Source organism: Actinomadura macrotermitis (genome assembly GCF_009604375.1).
Taxonomy (GTDB): Bacteria; Actinomycetota; Actinomycetes; order Streptosporangiales; family Streptosporangiaceae; genus Spirillospora; species Spirillospora macrotermitis.
In genome coordinates this window covers 174,668-192,581 of the sequence record NZ_WEGH01000003.1, presented here as the reverse complement: position 1 = coordinate 192,581, position 17,914 = coordinate 174,668, and the positions used below count along the sequence as shown (strand labels likewise).

The 17,914-nt window shown below is 74.5% G+C and carries 13 protein-coding genes; 9 read left to right on the top strand and 4 right to left on the bottom strand.

What is annotated here, in order from left to right; all coding sequences use genetic code 11:
- Positions 1-12 precede the first annotated feature (12 nt).
- The 3 genes from ligA to ACRB68_RS22020 all read left to right on the top strand — a co-directional run bounded on the left by ligA (position 13) and on the right by ACRB68_RS22020 (position 5,129).
- Entirely contained in the window at positions 13-2,076 is a 2,064-nt protein-coding gene (gene ligA, locus ACRB68_RS22030; RefSeq protein ID WP_153535514.1) for an NAD-dependent DNA ligase LigA, read from the top strand.
- Between the two features lie 268 nt (positions 2,077-2,344).
- Positions 2,345-3,544: a lipase family alpha/beta hydrolase gene (locus ACRB68_RS22025; protein ID WP_153535512.1), complete on the top strand. Its 1,200-nt coding sequence runs from the start codon at positions 2,345-2,347 to the stop codon at positions 3,542-3,544.
- Between the two features lie 526 nt (positions 3,545-4,070).
- Positions 4,071-5,129 (top strand): S1 family peptidase, encoded by a 1,059-nt coding sequence (locus ACRB68_RS22020; protein WP_328594573.1) that lies wholly within the window; start codon positions 4,071-4,073, stop codon positions 5,127-5,129.
- Between the two features lie 48 nt (positions 5,130-5,177).
- Here the strand turns inward: ACRB68_RS22020 and ACRB68_RS22015 are convergent, their stop codons facing one another.
- Together ACRB68_RS22015 and qcrB are read right to left on the bottom strand one after the other, a co-directional pair.
- The gene (locus ACRB68_RS22015; protein ID WP_153535510.1) at positions 5,178-5,345 is read right to left on the bottom strand and encodes a hypothetical protein; all 168 of its coding nucleotides are present in this window, start codon (positions 5,343-5,345) and stop codon (positions 5,178-5,180) included.
- Entirely contained in the window at positions 5,342-6,835 is a 1,494-nt protein-coding gene (gene qcrB / locus ACRB68_RS22010) for a cytochrome bc1 complex cytochrome b subunit (protein WP_153535508.1), read from the bottom strand. Before qcrB ends, ACRB68_RS22015 begins: the two co-directional genes overlap by 4 nt.
- Before the next feature lie 306 nt (positions 6,836-7,141).
- Between qcrB and ACRB68_RS22005 the strand changes: the two genes are divergently transcribed.
- On the top strand, positions 7,142-9,247 hold the full coding sequence (locus tag ACRB68_RS22005) for an MMPL family transporter (RefSeq protein ID WP_153535507.1): 2,106 nt from the start codon (positions 7,142-7,144) through the stop codon (positions 9,245-9,247).
- 60 nt (positions 9,248-9,307) lie between these two features.
- Here ACRB68_RS22005 and ACRB68_RS22000 read toward each other — a convergent pair whose 3' ends face one another.
- Positions 9,308-10,648, bottom strand: coding sequence for a glycosyl hydrolase family 18 protein (locus tag ACRB68_RS22000; RefSeq protein WP_153535505.1), 1,341 nt, complete (start codon positions 10,646-10,648; stop codon positions 9,308-9,310).
- Between the two features lie 144 nt (positions 10,649-10,792).
- Positions 10,793-11,236 carry a hypothetical protein gene (locus tag ACRB68_RS21995; protein ID WP_153535503.1) on the bottom strand — a complete coding sequence of 148 codons (444 nt, stop codon included), beginning with the start codon at positions 11,234-11,236 and terminating at the stop codon, positions 10,793-10,795.
- 278 nt (positions 11,237-11,514) lie between these two features.
- Between ACRB68_RS21995 and ACRB68_RS40255 the strand changes: the two genes are divergently transcribed.
- From ACRB68_RS40255 to ACRB68_RS21975, 5 genes are read left to right on the top strand one after another with little or no spacing between them, the layout of a single operon-like run.
- The gene (locus tag ACRB68_RS40255) at positions 11,515-13,155 is read left to right on the top strand and encodes a carbamoyltransferase family protein (protein ID WP_194293408.1); all 1,641 of its coding nucleotides are present in this window, start codon (positions 11,515-11,517) and stop codon (positions 13,153-13,155) included.
- Positions 13,152-14,705: an HAD-IIIA family hydrolase gene (locus tag ACRB68_RS40250; protein WP_328594572.1), complete on the top strand. Its 1,554-nt coding sequence runs from the start codon at positions 13,152-13,154 to the stop codon at positions 14,703-14,705. The genes ACRB68_RS40255 and ACRB68_RS40250 overlap by 4 nt, the downstream gene beginning before the upstream one ends.
- Positions 14,702-15,694, top strand: a complete 993-nt coding sequence (locus tag ACRB68_RS21985; RefSeq protein WP_328594571.1) for a glycosyltransferase family 9 protein — start codon at positions 14,702-14,704, stop codon at positions 15,692-15,694. Before ACRB68_RS40250 ends, ACRB68_RS21985 begins: the two co-directional genes overlap by 4 nt.
- Positions 15,691-16,686, top strand: a complete 996-nt coding sequence (locus ACRB68_RS21980) for a glycosyltransferase (protein WP_153535501.1) — start codon at positions 15,691-15,693, stop codon at positions 16,684-16,686. Before ACRB68_RS21985 ends, ACRB68_RS21980 begins: the two co-directional genes overlap by 4 nt.
- The gene (locus tag ACRB68_RS21975) at positions 16,683-17,900 is read left to right on the top strand and encodes a glycosyltransferase (RefSeq protein ID WP_153535499.1); all 1,218 of its coding nucleotides are present in this window, start codon (positions 16,683-16,685) and stop codon (positions 17,898-17,900) included. Before ACRB68_RS21980 ends, ACRB68_RS21975 begins: the two co-directional genes overlap by 4 nt.
- The last annotated feature ends 14 nt before the right edge of the window (positions 17,901-17,914 follow it).

Sequence of the window (17,914 nt, the reverse complement as noted above, 5' to 3'; positions counted from 1 at the left end):
GAGAATGTGCCCATGACCGAGACCCCCGCGATCACCGAGATCGGTGACGAGGCCGCGTACGCCGCCGCCGTCCAGACCGCCGTCAGCGCCGCCGCGGCCTACTACGGCGAGGGCGACTCCGTCCTGGACGACGACGCCTTCGACCGGCTGGTGCGCGGCATCGCCGCCTACGAGGAGGAGCACCCCGACCAGGTGCTTCCCGAGTCGCCGACCGGCAAGGTCGCCGGGGGAGCGGTCGTCGGCGACGTGCCGCACACCGTGCCGATGCTGAGCCTGGACAACGTGTTCGGGCCCGAGGACCTGGCGTCCTGGGCGGCCGGGCTGGAGCGCCGCCTCGGCCGCCCGGTCGAGCGGTGGAGCGTCGAGCCGAAGCTCGACGGGCTGGCGATCTCGGCCCGCTACCGCGAGGGCCGGCTCGTCCAGCTGGTCACGCGCGGTGACGGCGCGGCGGGCGAGGACGTCTCGCACGCCATCGGCACCGTCACCGGGCTGCCCGCCCGCCTCGCCCGGCCGGTCTCGGTCGAGCTGCGCGGCGAGGTGCTGATGACGCGCGCCCAGTTCGAGGACGCCAACACCGCGCGCACCGGCGCGGGCGGCGCCGCGTTCGCCAACCCGCGCAGCGCCGCCGCCGGGTCGCTGCGCGCCAAGGACCGCGCCTACGCGGTGGAGATGACGTTCTTCGCCTACGGCGCGCTGCCGCTGGAGTCCGGCGAGGAGCTCACCGCGCGGCTGCGCGAGGCCCCGCACAGCGAGATCATGGAGCTGGTCGCCGAACTCGGCGCCAACACCACCGCCTCCACTCCGGTCCCCGGCGTCGTCGCGGCGACCGTGGAGCAGGTGCAGGCCCGCGTCGAGGAGATCGCCGCGCTGCGCGCGACGCTGGAGTTCGGCATCGACGGCATCGTGGTCAAGGCCGACCTGGCCGCCGACCAGGAGCAGGCCGGGCTGTCCTCGCGCGCGCCGCGCTGGGCCACCGCCTACAAGCTGCCCGCCGTCGAGAAGATCACCAGGCTGGTCGCGGTGGAATGGAACGTCGGCCGCACCGGCATCATCGCGCCCCGCGCGGTGCTGGAGCCGGTCGAGGTCGACGGGGCCGTCATCGCCTACGCCACCCTGCACAACGCCGGCGACATCGCCCGCCGCGACCTGATGATCGGCGACCACGTCACCGTCTACCGGGCCGGCGACGTCATCCCGCGCGTCGAGGCGCCGGTGGTGCACCTGCGCACCGGCGAGGAGACCCCGATCGAGATCCCGGACGCGTGCCCGCGCTGCGGCCAGGGCATCGACGACGCGCAGAAGCGCTGGCGCTGCGCGCAGGGCCGCGCCTGCCACGCCATCGCCTCGGTCCGCTACGCCGTCGGCCGCGACCAGCTCGACATCGAGGGCCTCGGCGAGAAGATCGTCGACCAGCTCGTCACCGCCGGGCTCATCGCCGACTTCGCCGACCTGTTCTCCCTCACCCGCGAGCAGCTCCTCGATCTGGACCGGATGGGCGAGACCAGCACCGACAACCTGCTGGCCGCCATCGAGGCCGCCAAGGCCAAGCCGCTCAACAAGGTGTTCTGCGCGCTCGGCATCCGCGGCACCGGCCGCTCGATGTCGCGGCGCATCGCCCGCCACTTCGCCACCATGGACGCCATCCGCGCCGCCGACGCCGAGGCGTTCCAGGACGTCGACGGGGTCGGCCCCGAGCGCGCCGCGCTGCTGGTCGCCGAGATCGCCGAGCTGGGCCCGCTGATCGACCGGCTCGCCGCGGCCGGGCTCGGCATGACCGAGCCGGGCGCCACCGGCCCCGGCGCACCGGCGGCGGACGCCGACGAGCTGCCGCTGTCGGGCATGTCGGTCGTCGTCACCGGCGCGATGAGCGGCCCGCTGGCCGACCTCACCCGCACCCAGGTGAACGAGCTGATCGAGCGCGCGGGCGGGAAGGCGTCGTCGTCGGTGTCGGCGCGCACCGCTCTGCTCGTCGCGGGCGAGAAGGCCGGCTCCAAGCGCGACAAGGCGGAGAAGCTCGGCGTGGAGATCGCCACCCCGGAGGAGTTCGCCGCCCGCGTCGCCGACTTCCTGGCTTGACGGCACGGGCCGCCAGGGCACGGGGCTGAGAACATGGGATTGACGGCACGGGGGCCGACGGCCCGGCTCAAGCCGGGGCCGTCGGCCCCCGTGCCGGGGTGGCCCCGGTGTTCAGGTGGCCCCGGTCTTCGGGGGGTGCCGGTGTTCGGGTGGTCCCGTGCTTGGGTGATGCGTGCTTTGGCGGGGTGCTTCGGCGTGCGTGCTCGGATGGCGCGTGCTTTGCCGGCGGGCTTTGACGGGGGGCGGACCGCTGGGGGATCGTGCGGGCATGCGACCGAACGAGACCCGCGCCCTCGGCGAGTTGACGGGCAAGGCCCTCAGCGGCGGCACCGCGCGCGTCCGCCAGATGCACCGCGGCATCGCCGCGCGGGTCTTCCGCGGCGTCGGCCCCGCCGCCGCGCCCGTCCGCGTTCTGCACGACGGCATCGCGGACGCCGTCTACAGCACGGTGGGCGGCACGTTCTCCGCGGCGGGCCGCGCCGCCGGGCGGGTCCTGGCGGAGGCGTCGGACGGCCGGCCCCTGGAGGACGACCGCCGCGCCGCCGTCCCGCTGGCCATGCTCAACGCCTGGCACGGCGACCGGCTGCGGGACGAGGGCAGCCCCCTGGCGCTGGAGATGACCGTCCGGGTGGACGGGCGCAACGTGCCCATCCGCCCGGACGTCCTCGCCGAGACGCACCCCGATCCGGCCGGGCGCGTCGCGGTCTTCCTGCACGGCCTCACCGAGACCGAGGGCGCGTGGGCCTACAAGTCGGTGCAGTACTACGGCCGTCCCGGCGTCACCTACGGCGACCGCCTGCGCGAGGACCTCGGCTACACGCCCGTCCAGATCCGCTACAACACCGGCGCCCGCATCCCGGCGAACGGCAGGGAGCTGGCGGCCCTGCTGGAGGACCTGGTGGCGGCCTGGCCCGTCCCCGTCGAGGACCTGCTGCTGGTCGGCCACTCGATGGGCGGCCTGGTGATCCGCAGCGCCCTGGCCCAGGCCGGGGACCGGGCGTGGCCCGCGCTCGTCCGCGACACCGTCACGCTCGGCAGCCCCCACCTCGGCGCCCCGCTGGAGCAGGGCGCGACGCTCCTGGCGCGCGCGCTCGGCGTGCTCGGCGAGACCCGCTCGATCGCCACGATCATCGACGGACGCAGCGCGGGCATCAAGGACCTGCGCCGCGGCACCCTGCTGGAGGACGAGGAGGCCGACGTCCCGCTGCACGAGGGGGCCCGCCACTTCATCGTGGTCGCCACCGTCGCGGGCCGCGACGGCTCCCTGGCGGGGAACCTGCTCGGGGACCTGCTGGTCCGGCCGGACAGCGCCTGCGGCACCCGGCGCTTCGAGCTCCCGCCCGAGCACATCTGCCGCCTGCCGCGCCTGCACCACTTCGACCTGCTCAACCACCCCGACGTCTACGACCGCATCCACGGGTGGCTGACCGCGCGCCCGGCGGACGAGCCCGCCGGCGCCGAGGACTGAGCCCGCGGCGGGTGCGGATCACGACAAGTGAGGGCCCGGTTACTTGGCACTTTCTCGCCGGGACCGGCGGCCCCGGGACGGAGAGCGGGCCGGGGCCGGCGTGACCGGCGCGAGAAGAGCGCTGGTCGGGACCGGTGCCGTGGGCCGGGGCGGGCACGACCCCTTCGCTCCCTGTGAAGCAGCCGCTACCCGTTTCCGGCGCCCTCAGGTTTGCCGGCGTTTCCGCAGACGTGCAGGTCCGCGCGTCCCGTCCGGCGGGCCACCGGAAAAGTTGCCATCGGGCGGCCACATTGTTGTTCATTGATGCCAGGAAAGAGTGCCCACCTGGCCTCTTGCGGTCATCCCGCCGCCGGGAACTCCCTCGAAGCGGCGCGAAATGCGGCTGACGGGCGGGTTCCGCATGTTTGCCACACCGGCGGCGATCCTTGGGTGTTTTTTGTGCCTTGCGGGCTATCCACGGCCTTTCCCACTATTTGCGGTAATCGGGGCGCGCCAGTCGGGTGCGCCCTGGCTCCCAGGAGGCACAGTGAGGAAGTCCACCCTCCGTCCCGCCACCGTCATCGGTGCGAGCGCCGCCATCGCGGCCGCCGCCCTGACCGCCCTCCCGGCCGCGCACGCGGCCGCCCCGCAGGCGGCCCCGGCCGCCCCCGACCCCTCCGCCGTGGCGGCCCGGCTGGCCAAGCAGCTCGGCAAGCGCAGCGCGGGCGCCTACCTCGACCGCGGCAAGCTCGTGGTCACCGTCTCCGACGCCGCGGGCGCCCGCCAGGTCCGCGCCGCCGGCGCCACCCCGCGCACCGTCGCCCGCGACGGCGCGGACCTGGCCAAGGTCACCGCCGCCATCGACAAGGGCGTGAAGTCCAGCGGCACGGCCTGGGCCGTCGACCCCGCCACCGACCAGGTCGTGCTGTCCTACGACAGCACCGTCACCGGCAAGAAGCTGACCGCGCTGCGCGCCGTCGCCGCCAAGCAGGGCAAGGCCGTGCGCGTCGAACGCGTCGCGGGCCGGTTCGCGCCGCTCATCGCCGGCGGCCAGGCCATCTACACCGGCGGCGCCCGCTGCTCGCTCGGCTTCAACGTGCGCAGCGGCACCACCTACTACTTCCTCACGGCGGGCCACTGCACCAACATCGGTGCGACCTGGTACGCCGACTCCAGCGGCTCCACCGTGCTCGGCACCCGGGCGGGCACCAGCTTCCCCGGCAACGACTACGGCATCGTCCGCTACACCAACACCTCCATCACCAAGACCGGCGGCGTCTACACCTACCCGGGCACGCAGGACATCACGTCCGCCGCCGACCCGGTGGTCGGCCAGACCGTCCGCCGCAGCGGCAGCACCACCGGCGTCCACAGCGGCACGGTGACCGCCCTCAACCAGACCGTCCGCTACTCCGAGGGCACCGTGTACGGCCTCATCCGCACCACGGTCTGCGCGGAGCCGGGCGACAGCGGCGGGTCGCTGTACAACGGCACGACGGCCTACGGGCTCACCTCGGGCGGCAACGGAAACTGCTCGTCCGGCGGCACGACCTTCTTCCAGCCGGTCACCGAGGCCCTCGCCGCCTACGGCGTGAGCGTCTACTGATCCGGTGGGCGGCCTCCCCGCGGGGAGGCCGCCCTTTCCCGGCGGCGGTCAGTTGAGGCTGAGGGTGCCGTCGGCGAGCAGCCGGTCGAGGGCGACGCCGACCAGGCGCCGGGTGCCGGCGAACGGATCGCGGCCGTCGCCCAGGGCGTGACGGCCGGTCTTGCCGTCGTCGCGCCCGTCGTCGTCCAGGTCGGCGTTCACGGCATCGTCGTTCACGGCGTCTCCTCGATCGGGGCCGAGCCCCGCCCGCCCGACAGCACGACCGCCATGTCCGGCGGCACCTCCCGGTGGAGCCCGGTGTACCCGCCCTCGGGGGTCATGACGATCACGCCGCTCTCGTGGCCGTGCGCCAGCGCGGCGGCGTCCCGCCGCTGCAGGCCGAGGCAGAGCCGCTTGGTCACCTGGTAGGCCGCGGCGGGGAGCGTGAAGAGGGCGACGCGGAAGAACCACGTGGTCGCGTACAGCGACACGTGGAACCTGTCGGAGATCACGTCGTTGGCCCCGGCCAGCCACAGCACGGCGTAGCACGTCGTGACGGCGACACCGGCCGAGGTGCGCACCGGCGCGTTGCGTGGCCGGTCGTTGACGTGGTGGAGGCCGCGGTCACCGGTGGCCCAGCGCTCCAGCCACGGCCAGAACGCCGCCCCGGTCACCAGGAGGCCGAGCGGGACCAGGCCGGGGACCAGCACGTTCCAGCTGACCGTGTGCCCCCACAGTGTGGTCTCCCAGGCGGGCATGACACGCAGGGCGCCCTCCAGGAAGCCCAGGTAGAAGTCGGGTTGCGATCCCGACGAGACCACCGCGGGGTCGGACGGCCCGTACAGCCAGACCGGGTTGATCTGCGCGACGGCGGCCAGCAGCGCCAGCACCCCGAAGGTGAACAGGAAGAACGCGCCGGTCTTGGCCACGAAGACCGGGAAGAACGGGTAGCCGTGCGTCTGCCGTTCGGTGTGGTGCCGGACCGGCATCGAGCTGTGCGTCTGGTGCCACATGATCAGGATGTGCGCGACGACCAGCGCCAGGATGACGCCCGGGATCAGCAGGACGTGGATCGTGAACATCCGCGGCACGATGTCGGTCCCCGGGTACTCCCCGCCGAACAGGAAGAACAGCAGGTAGGTGCCGACCAGGGGAAGGGCCTGGACCACCCCGGCGGTGACCCGCAGCCCGGCGCCCGACAGCCCGTCGTCGGGAAGCGAGTAGCCGAACAGGCCCTCGACCAGCACGATCGTGAAGATGGCCAGGCCGACCAGCCAGTTGAGGTCGCGCGGCTTGCGGTAGGCGCCGGTGAAGAAGACCCGGAGCATGTGCGCCATGATCGCGGCGATGAACAGGAGCGCCGCCCAGTGGTGGATCTGGCGGACCAGCAGCCCGCCGCGCACCTCGAAGCCGATGTCCAGGGTCGAGGCGTAGGCCTCGCTCATCCGTACGCCGTCGAGCTGCCGGTACGAGCCGTGGTAGACGACCTCGGTCATGTCGGGCCGGAACCACAGCGTCAGGAACGTCCCGGTGATCAGCAGCACGACGAACGAGTACAGGGCGATCTCGCCCAGCATGAACGACCAGTGGTCCGGAAAGACCTTCCTGATCGCCTTCCTGAGCGTCCGCGTGGAGCCGAGCCGCTCGTCGAGGAACTCCAGTGAGGTGATGGTGGCGTTGATCGTGGCCCCCTTGGCCGTCGGGCGACCGGGCTCGCCGCGCCGCATCCGTCCGGACCCGGATCGGCGCGGTTCCGGCCGGCGCGCCGAGCGGAGCGGCTGCCCGCCTTCACCTCACTGACTGCGCCGCGACGGGTTCTGTGACAGGGCGGGATCGTGACGCAGGTCACGTGCGGCCACCGGTGGACCGGACCTCTGGAAGTGGCGAATGGTGATCCAGGTCACATTGTCCGGCGGTCACAGCCGGCGAGCGCGCCGGGTCAGGCGATTGACCGCACGAACGCCCGAGGAGCGTGCGCGCGCCGAACGGCGCCCGCTCTTCCCGGCGCCCCACCTGCCCCTTGTGAGAAGCGCATGACCGACACCTCCGTGAGCCGCATCCCCGACTCCCCGCACCCGCCGCCCGCGCCCCCGCCGTCCCGCTGGAACGGCTACGTCGCCGCGGTCACCGGCAGGCGCTCCAAATGGGCCGTCCTGGCCGCCTGGCTGCTGATCGTGCTGATCGCCGGGGGCTTCGCCGCCAAGGTCGCCGACGTCCAGGACAACGACCCGGCCTCCTGGCTGCCCGCCGACTCCCAGGCCACCCGGGCCGTCGAGATCGCCGAACGGCACTTCGCCGAACACGACCGGGCCACCGCCGTCGTCGTCTACACCCGCGACGGCGGCCTCACCCCCGCCGACCTGGCCAAGGCGGACCGGGACCGCGGCGCGACCCCCGGCGCGACCGCGCCCACCAGGTCCGCCGACGGCAGGTCCGTCCTGTTCAGCGCGCCCGTGCCGATGGCCTCCAACGACAACGGCGTGCTCGGCGACGCCGTCGGCCGTCTCCGGAAGACCACCGGCCAGGCGGCGCCGGCCGGGCTGGACGTCCGCGTCACCGGCCAGGCGGGCACCATCGCCGACTACATCGAGGTCTACTCCGGCATGGACGGGGTCCTGCTCGCGGTCGCCCTCGCCGTCGTCACCGTCGTCCTGCTGGTCACCTACCGCAGCCCCGTGCTGTGGTCGATCCCGCTGCTGGCGACGTTCCTGGGCACCTGGACCGCCCTCGGGGCGGTCTACCTGCTCGCCAGGCATGCCGGGCTGAAGGTGGACGGCCAGTCCAGCTACATCCTGATGGTGCTCGGCCTCGGCGTCGGCACCGACTACGCCCTGCTGCTCATCGCCCGCTACCGCGAGGAGCTCGGCCGCCGCGCCGACCGGCACGAGGCGATGGCGCACGCGCTGCGCCGCTGCCTGCCCGCCGTCACCGCCTCCGCCGCCACCGTCGTGATCGCCTCCCTCTGCCTGGTCTTCGGCAGGATGAACAACACCCAGGGCCTCGGCCCGGTCGTCGCGATCGGCGTGGCGGTCGTCTGCCTGGCCGCCACCTCGCTGCTGCCCGCGCTGCTGGTCGTCCTCGGCCGCTGGGTGTTCTGGCCCCGCCGGCCCGCCGTCGCGCCCGCCGGACCGGACGCGCCGGCCGCCGCGCCGGGCACCGGCCTGTGGGGACGGGTCGCCGCCGCCGTCGACGCCCGGCCCCGCCTGATCTGGATCGGATCGGCCGCCGCCCTGGCCGTCCTGGCGGCCGCCGCGTTCACCCTCCACTCCGGCCAGGCGCTCGACGAGCAGTTCACCGGCACCACCGACGCCATCGCCGGCCAGCGCCAGATCGCCCGGCACTTCCCCGCGGGCTCCGCCGAGCCCGCCGACGTCTACGTCGCCGACGCCCGGGCCGGCGCGGTGCTGGCCCGGGTCGGGAGGGTCGGCGGCGTCACCAGCGCGGCCAGGGACCGCTCGGCGGGCGGCTACACCCACCTGACCGTCGTCCTGGCCGACGAACCCGACACCCCGGCCGCACGCGCCACGATCACCCGCGTCCGCGACGCGGTGGCCGGCACGGGAGCCGTCGTCGGCGGGCAGACCGCCGTCGCCCTGGACACCTCCCGCGCCCAGGGGGCCGAGGAGGCGCTGCTCATCCCGCTCATCCTCGCCGTCGTCCTGATCATGCTCGTGCTGCTGCTGCGCGCCCTCACCGCCTCCCTGCTCCTGATCGCCTCGGTCGTGCTGTCCTACGGCGCGGCCCTCGGCATGGCGGGGCTGCTGTACCGGGCGCTCGGCCATCCGCGCATCGACCGGGGGCTGCTCCTGTTCGGGTTCCTGTTCCTGGTCGCCCTCGGCATCGACTACACGATCTTCCTGATGTCGCGCGCCCGCGAGGAGGCGCACCTGCACGGCCACCGGGCGGGCGTCCTGAACGGCCTGCGCGTCACCGGCGGCGTGATCACCAGCGCGGGGCTGGTCCTGGCCGCGACCTTCGGCGTCATGGCCGTCGTCCCCACCGTCTCCGCGCTCCAGCAGGGCCTGCTCATCGCCGGGGGCGTCCTGCTCGACACCCTGGTCGTCCGGAGCCTGCTGATCCCGGCGCTCGCCCTGGACGCCGGGAAACGCATCTGGTGGCCCGCCAGGGTCGACGACTGACGGCGGCCGGACGCTGGACGGACGCTCCCGCCCGCGGGCGGGAGCGTCCGCTCGTGCGCGCTACCGGCCCTGGAGGGAGCGGACGTTGTCGCCGAACGTCCAGCCCTTGGACCCGTCCCAGTTGAGGGACCAGGTCATCAGGCCCTTCAGCCCGCCGTTGTAGGTGTTCCAGGCCTGCGCCACCAGGGAGGGCGCCATGTAGCCGCCGCCCGCGCCCGGCTGCGCGGGCAGGCCCGGGACCTGCTTGTCGTAGGGGACCTTGATGGTGGTGCCCTGGACGACCAGTCCCTTGTTCAGGCAGTCGGTCTGCGCCGTGAAGCCCTGCACCGTGCCCGCGGAGTAGGAGTCGCCCGCGCAGCCGTACATGCTCCCGTTGTAGTACTGCATGTTCAGCCACCACAGCCGGCCGTTGTCGGCGTACTTCTTGACGATCGGCAGGTAGGCGCCCCAGATGGAGCCGTAGGTGACGCTGCCGCCGGTGACGTACGCGGTCTCGGGCGCCATCGTCAGCCCGAAGCCGGGCGGCATCTGGGCGAGCACGCCGTCGATGATGCGGACCAGGTTCGCCTGCGACGCCGAGAGCCGGCCGATGTCGCCGCTGCCCGACAGGCCCGTCTCGATGTCGATGTCGATGCCGTCGAAGTTGTACTTCTTCAGGATCGGCACGACGGTGGCGACGAAGCGATCGGCGACGGCGGCGGAGCCGAGGTCGATGCCGGCGTTCGCGCCGCCGATCGACAGCAGGACGGTGAGGCCGGCCGCCTTGGCCGCGCACATCTCGGCCGGGGTGGCGACCTTGACGGTGGCGTCCATGCCGTCCTCCCACAGGACGGTGCCGTCGGACCGGATGACGGGGAACGCCGCGTTCACGACGTTGTACCCGTGCTGGCGGATGCGCGGGTCGGTGATGGGGGTCCAGCCGAACGGCGGGTGGACGCCGTTGGCCGCGCCATCCCAGTTCTCCCAGTACCCCTGGAGGACCTTGCCGGCCGGCCGCGGCTTCAGCGGGCAGGTCTCGGACGTCGGCGGAGTGGTGGGCGACGCGGTGGGTGACGCGGTGGGTGACGTGGTGGGTGACGTGGTGGGCGGGGTCGTCGGCGGCTGCGTCCCGTCGCAGGGGCCGAGGTCGCGCCACAGCGTCGGGGTGGCGTCGGGTGTCCAGCCGGCGCCGGGATAGGCGGTGTGGGTCTGCAGGGCCTCGTAGCCCCGCGCCTTGTAGGCGGCCTTGGCTCCGGCCTGGTAGGTGGTGCCCTCGGCCCAGGCGGGGAAGGCGCACGCGATCGTGGGGGCGGCCGACGAGGCCGCGGACGGGAACGCCACCAGTGCCGACAGCGCCAGGAGCGCGGCGACGGCTGCGGCGGCGAATGCCGCGGCCCGGCGTTTGCGGGTTTCAACGGGCATGGGACTCCTCGGCAGGCGGGGGGAATTGCAGAGGAGCCGGGCGCGGAGGCGGGTATTCGCTGGGAGCGTGGGCCATGCGACCGGCGGGGACGCCCCCAGCGTAGGCGCATTTCCGCTAACTGAAAAGAGTCTTTTCCGGTCAATTCAATATGCGAAATAAGGGTGGGGACAAATGGCCCGGCAAAGGTCGGTGAGGCTCGCGCGCGCCGCCTCCACCTCGCCCGGCAGCGGCCGCCGGGAGCGCGCCGGCGACGGCAGGGCCCGCGCGGCGTCGGCCAGCCCGCCGGTCCCGGCAGGCCGGCGGGCCGGCCGAGCGGCGCGCGGGCCATCTGCTGCGACACCGGGTCCAAGGCGTTCCGCTCGCCCACCAGGACGCGGGCGGCGAGCAGTGCCGTGCGCGGTGTGCTCGGCGAGGCTGCGGCGCAGCTCCGGGCCCCGGTCGCGGGTGGCGACGACGATCGTCACGTCCGGCACGCGCTCCTCCTGGCTGACGTGGCGGCGGGCGGTGGAGGCGCGTTGCGGCTCCTCCAGGGGCGACGGCGGGCCTGCGCGACGGCCATGGGCGATCACGATGACCGTGCCGTGCATGGACGGGAGATACCCGGCGGACCCGGGCGTATCCGGTGGCGCGCGGAAAGCGAGCGGCAAAATCGGGCAAGGGGCCCTTATGGCGAAGTAAGTATTTTATCTACTTCCTCCTTCTCGCCCGTCTGATGCTGTTTGGGCAATTGAACACGGGTAGTAGCGGATTGTTCCTTTCTGTGTCCTGCTTCGCGTGAGGTGACCACGACAGCGAGCTCCTTCATCCGTCCCGCTCAACGGCCGGCATTCCGCACCTGGCCTGCTCTCCTGCACTGGAGACCCGTATGCGTGTTCTCGGAATCAACGCCATTTTCCATGACCCGGCCGCCGCTCTGGTGGTGGACGGCCACGTGGTCGCCGCCGCCGAGGAGGAGCGATTCAGCCGCCGCAAGCACGGCAAACGGCCGTACGCCTTTTCGGCATGGGAACTGCCGGAGAAAGCGGCCCGCTGGTGCCTGGAGGAGGGCGGCCTTGAGGCCGGGGAACTCGACGCGGTCGCCTATTCCTACGACCCGGCGCTCGTCGAGCCGGGCCTGGGAGGGCACGAGGCGGAATGGGAGAAGCTGCGGACGCTCTACGCGCGCCGCGCGCCCCTCATGCTGGCCGGCGCCCTGCCCGGCCTGGACCCGGGGATCTTCCGGTACGTCCCGCACCATGTGGCGCACGCCGCGTCCGCCGGCCTGGCCGCGCCCGGCCCCGGCGACGGCGACGTGCTGGTGCTGGACGGCCGCGGCGAGTCGCACTCGCACCTGGCCGGCACCTACGCCGACGGGGCGCTCACCACGCTGGCCGCGCAGCGGCTCCCGCACTCGCTCGGCCTGATGTACGAGGACCTGACCGAGCACCTGGGCTTCCTGCGCTCCAGCGACGAGTACAAGGTCATGGCGCTGGCGTCCTACGGCGGCCCGCGGTTCGCCGACGATCTGCGGCAGCGGGTGCGCGCCACCGGCGACGGCGGGTTCGAGGTCGGCCGCATCGACTGGGCCGCGCTGGCCAAGCCGCTCGGCGACGGCGACGAGTGGACCGAGGACCACGCCGACCTGGCGGCCAGCGTCCAGCTGCTGCTGGAGGAGGTCCTGCTCGACCTGACCGGCTGGCTGCACGAGCGCACCGGCTCGTCCCGCCTGACGATGGCCGGGGGAGTGGCGCTCAACTGCGTCGCCAACTCCCGCCTGGCCGCCGACGGCCCCTACGAGGAGATCTGGGTGCAGCCCGCCGCCGGCGACGCCGGGACCGCGCTCGGCGCCGCCCTGCACGTCGCCCGGGAGGGCGGCGACGCGATCACCGCGATGCCCGGCGCCGCGCTCGGCCGCTCCTGGGACGAGGCGGAGCTGGCGCACTGGCTGGACACCGCGCACGTCCCCTACACCCGGCCCGCCGACCTGGCCGGGACGGTCGCCGAGGCACTGGCCCAGGACAAGATCATCGCCTGGTTCCAGGGGCGCAGCGAGTACGGGCCGCGCGCTCTCGGCCACCGGTCCCTGCTGGCCCACCCGGGCAACGCCGCCAACCTGGAGCGGCTGAACGCGGTCAAGGGCCGCGAGCAGTTCCGGCCGATCGCGCCGATGGTCGCGCTGGACCGGGCCAGCGAGATCTTCGAGGGGCCGATCCCGAGCCCCTACATGCTGTTCGTGCAGAACGTGAAGCCCGAGTGGCGCGACCGGATCCCGGCCGTGGTGCACGTGGACGGCACCGCCCGCATCCAGACCGTGACGCGCGCGGACGAGCCGCTCGTGGCCGACCTGCTGGCGGCGTTCGAGCGGCGCACCGGCGTCCCGGTGGTCGTCAACACCAGCCTGAACACCGCGGGGCGCCCGATGGTGGACGACCCGCGCGACGCCCTGGAGTGCTTCGGCTCCGCGCCGGTGGACCTGCTGGCCATCGGCCCGTTCGTGGTGCGGCGCCAGGAGGTGTTCGCCCGGTGAGCGCGCCGCCGACCTACAGCGTCGTGGTGCCGACGATCGGCCGCCCGAGCCTGCGGATCATGCTGGACGCCCTGCTGGAGTCGATCGGGAAGGCCGCCGGGCCCGGCCCGGCCGAGATCCTGCTGGTCGACGACCGGCCCCGCCCCGGCGCGCCGCTCCCGCTGCCGGACGGCGCCGGGGACACCGTCCGGGTGCTGCGGTCGGGCGGGCGCGGCCCCGCCGCCGCCCGCAACACCGGCTGGCGCGCCGCGTCCGGCGAGTGGGTGGTGTTCCTGGACGACGACGTCGTCCCGTCGCCGGAGTGGGCGGCCGACCTCGCCGCCGACCTGACCTTCCTGCCCGCCACCGCCGCCGGGACACAGGGCCGGGTCCGGGTGCCGCCGCCCCTCGGCCGCCGCCCGACCGACTGGGAGCGCAACACCGCGGGCTTGGAGGCGGCGGCGTGGATCACCGCCGACATGGCCTACCGGCGGCAGGCGCTCGAAGCCGCCGGCGGCTTCGACGAGCGCTTCCGCCGCGCCTTCCGCGAAGACGCCGACCTGGCGCTGCGCGTGTCGGCCCTCGGCCACCGCTTGGTGCAGGGCACCCGGCGGATCACCCATCCGGTGCGGCCGGCCGGGTTCTGGGTCTCGGTGCGCATGCAGGCCGGCAACGCCGACGATGCGCTGATGAAGCGGGTGCACGGCCCGGACTGGCGGGTGCGCGCGCATGAGCACCACGGCCGCTTCGGTCGTCACGCCGTCACCACGGCGGCGGCGCTGCTGACCCTGGCCGCCTACCCGGCGCGGCGGCGTCCGGCCGGTCGTGCGGTCCTGCTCGGGTCGGCGGCCGTCTGGACGGCGCTGACGGCGGAGTTCGCCGCCGCTCGCATCCGGCCCGGCCCGCGCACCTTCGACGAGGTCGCCCGGATGCTGGTGACCAGCGTCGTCATCCCACCTGTTGCGGTACGCCACCGGATCCGCGGCACCCTGGCCCACCGCCGCGCCGAACCGTGGGGGCCGAGGCCGGTGGTGCTGTTCGACCGGGACGACACCCTCATCCGCGACGTCCCCTACAACGGCGACCCCGCAAAGGTGGAACCCATGCCGGGCGCACGGCGCGCCCTGGACCGGCTGCGCGCGCGCGGCATCCGCGTCGGGGTCATCTCCAACCAGTCCGGTGTGGCCAAGGGGTGCATCACCGACGACGACGTCCGCCGCGTCAACGCACGCGTAGAGGAACTGCTCGGTCCGTTCGAGGTGTGGGAGTTCTGCCCGCACGACGCGGCCGACGGCTGCGGCTGCCGCAAGCCCGCGCCCGGTCTGATCGAACGCGCCGCCGTCCGGCTCGGCGTGCACCCGCGCGACTGCGTGGTCATCGGCGACATCGGCGGCGACGTGGAGGCCGCCGCGGCGGCCGGCGCGCGCGGCATCCTGGTGCCGACCCGCCGGACCCTGCGGGCGGAGGTCCGCTCCGCCCGGGAGGTCGCTCCCGACCTCGAGACCGCCGTCGAGCTGGTCCTGGCCGCGCCGGCCCGCAGGGACGGCCGTGGACGCGGGGCGGCGCGGTGAGGGTCCTGGTCGTCCGGCAGGACAACCTCGGCGACGTCCTGCTGGCGGGACCCGCCGTGCGGGCGGTCGCCGCCCGCGCGGACGAGGTCGTCATGCTCTGCGGGCCGCGCGGCCGGGCCGCCGCCGACCTGCTGCCCGGCGTGGACCGCGTCGTGGAGTGGTGCGCGCCGTGGATCGACCCCGAGCCCGGGCCGGTGGACGCCGCCCGGATCGAGCGGCTGGTGGCGCAGGCCGGCGATATCGACCGCGCGCTGATCTTCACCTCGTTCCACCAGTCGCCGCTGCCGCTCGCGCTGCTGCTCCGGCTGGCCGGAGTCCCGTGGATCGGCGGCATCAGCGACGACTACCCGGGTTCGCTGCTGGACCTGCGGCACCGCTGCGAGGCCGACATCCCCGAGCCCGAGCGGATGCTCGCGCTCGCCGCCGACGCCGGCTTCCCGGCCCCCGACGACAAGCGCCTGCGCATCCGCGGGCCGCTGCCGGACGTCACCGGGCTCACCGGCGGCCCCGGGTACGTCGTCGTCCACCCCGGCACCTCGGTCCCGGCCCGCGCGTGGCCGCCCGAGCGCTGCGCCGAGGCGGTGGAGCTGCTCGCCGGGGCCGGGCACCGCGTCGTCGTCACCGGCCACGGTGACGAGAAGGAGCTCACCGCGTCCGTCGCCGGCGCGGCCGGCCTGGACCTCGGCGGCCGCACCAGCCTCACCGAGCTGGCGGCGGTGCTGGCCGACGCGCGCGCCGTCATCGCCGGCAACACCGGGCCCGCGCACCTGGCCGCGGCCGTCGGCACCCCGGTGGTGTCGCTGTTCGCGCCGACGGTCCCGGCGGCCCGCTGGGCGCCCTACGGGGTCCCCACGGTGCTGCTCGGCGACCAGCACGCCCCGTGCCGGGGCACCCGGGCCACGGTCTGCGCGGTCCCCGGGCACCCCTGCCTGACCTCGGTCGAGGCGCGGCGGGCGGTCGCGGCGGTCGAGGAGGTGGCCCCGCGATGAGGGTCCTGATGTGGCAGGTGCACGGCTCCTGGGCGACGTCGTTCGTGCACGGCGGCCAGACCACGCTCGTGCCCGTCGTCCCCGACCGGGGACCCGACGGCAAGGGCCGGCCCGAGACCTTCACCTGGCCCGATCGCGCGGTGGAGGTGCCCTTCGACCGGTTACGCGACGAGCACGTGGACGCGGTGGTGCTCCAGCGGCCGCGCGAGCTGGAGCTGGCCGAGCGCTGGCTCGGCCGCCGTCCCGGCCGGGACGTGCCCGCCGTCTACGTCGAGCACGACACCCCGCGCCGCACGGCCTCCGACGCGAGCCTGCCCGAGGAGGTCGTGCCCGACAGCCGGCACTTCCTGCACGACCGGTCCGACATCCCGGTCGTGCACGTCACCCACTTCAACGACCTGTTCTGGAACTGCGGCCGCGCGCCCACCACCGTCATCGAGCACGGGATCGTCGACCCCGGCTACCGGTTCAAGGGCGACATGCCGCGCGCCGGGGTCGTCGTCAACGACCCGCTGAAACGCGGCCGCGTCACCGGCACCGACCTGCTGCCGCGCATCGCCCGCGCCGTCCCGCTGGACCTGTTCGGCATGCGCGTCACCGACGTGCCGCGGCGGCTCGGCGTGCCGCCGGAGGCCTTGTGGACCTTCGAGGACCTGCCGCAGGAGCGGATGCACGACGAGCTCGCGCGCCGCCGCGTCTACGTGCACCCCTTCCGCTGGACCTCGCTCGGCCTGTCGCTGATCGAGGCGATGATGCTCGGCCTGCCCGTGGTGGCCCTGGCCACCACCGAGGCGATCGAGGCGGTGCCGCCGGAGGCGGGCGTGCTGACCACCAGGGTCGACACGCTCGCGCAGGCGGCGCGGTCGCTGGCCGGGGACCCCGCACACGCCCGCCAGCTCGGCAAGGAGGGCCGGGCGGCGGCCGCCCAGCGCTACAACCTCAGCCGTTTCCTGCGCGACTGGGAGCGGCTGCTGACGGAGGTGACCCGATGAAGATCGCCATGATCTCCGAACACGCCAGCCCGCTCGCCGCGCGGGACGGGCTCGGCGGCGCGGACGGCGGCGGCCAGAACGTGTTCGTCGCCGGCCTGGCCGCCGAGCTCGGCCGCCAGGGCCATCACGTCACCGTCTACACCCGCCGCGACGACCCCGCCCTGCCGGGCCGGGTGCGGCTGGCACCGGGCGTGACGGTCGAGCACGTCCCCGCCGGACCTGCGGCGGAGGTGCCCAAGGACGGGCTCCTCGGCTGGATGACCGACTTCGCCCGCTACCTGGAGAGCCGCTGGAGCGCCGACCCGCCCGACGTCGCGCACGCCCACTTCTGGATGAGCGGGCTGGCCGCGCTGCAGGCCGCCGGATGGCTGACCGGGACGCGGCTGCCGGTCGTGCAGACCTACCACGCCCTCGGCGCCGTCAAGCGGCGCCACCAGCGCGACAAGGACACCAGCCCGCCCGGGCGCGTCGGCCACGAGCGGCGGATCGGCTGCTGCGCCGCCGCCGTCATCGCCACCTGCGCCGACGAGACGCGGGAGCTGGAGGCGATGGGCGTGCCCCGCGGGCAGATCACCGTCGTGCCGTGCGGGGTGGACCTGGACCGGTTCACGCCGGACGGGCCCGCCGAGCGGCGCGGCGCCGCGCACCGGCTGGTCGCGCTGTCGCGGCTGGTCGAGCGCAAGGGCGTGGACACCATGATCGAGGCACTGGCCGACATCCCGGGCACCGAGCTGGTCGTCGCGGGCGGCCCGGCGGCGGACGCGCTGGACGCCGACCCCGAGGTGCGCCGGCTGCGGCGCGTCGCCGCCGAGGCCGGCGTCGCGGACCGCGTCGTCTTCACCGGGCGGCGGTCGCGCGCCCAGGTGCCCGCGCTGCTGCGCTCGGCCGACCTGGTCGTCACCCTGCCCTGGTACGAGCCGTTCGGCATGGTGCCGCTGGAGGCGATGGCCTGCGGCGTCCCGGTCGTCGCCACCGGCGTCGGCGGGCACACCGACACCGTCGTCGACGGCGAGACCGGCGCCCTGGTGCAGCCGCGCGACCCCGCCGGGACCGCCAAGACCGTCAACCGCCTGCTGGCCGACGACGCCCGCCGCGCCCGGCTCGGCGCGGCCGCCGCGCGCCGCGCGCGGGCCCGCTACTCCTGGGCCGGCGTCGCCCGCGCCACCACCGATGTCTACGCCGCCGCCATGGCGCGCGGGGAGGTGCGGGCATGACCACCACCGCGCAG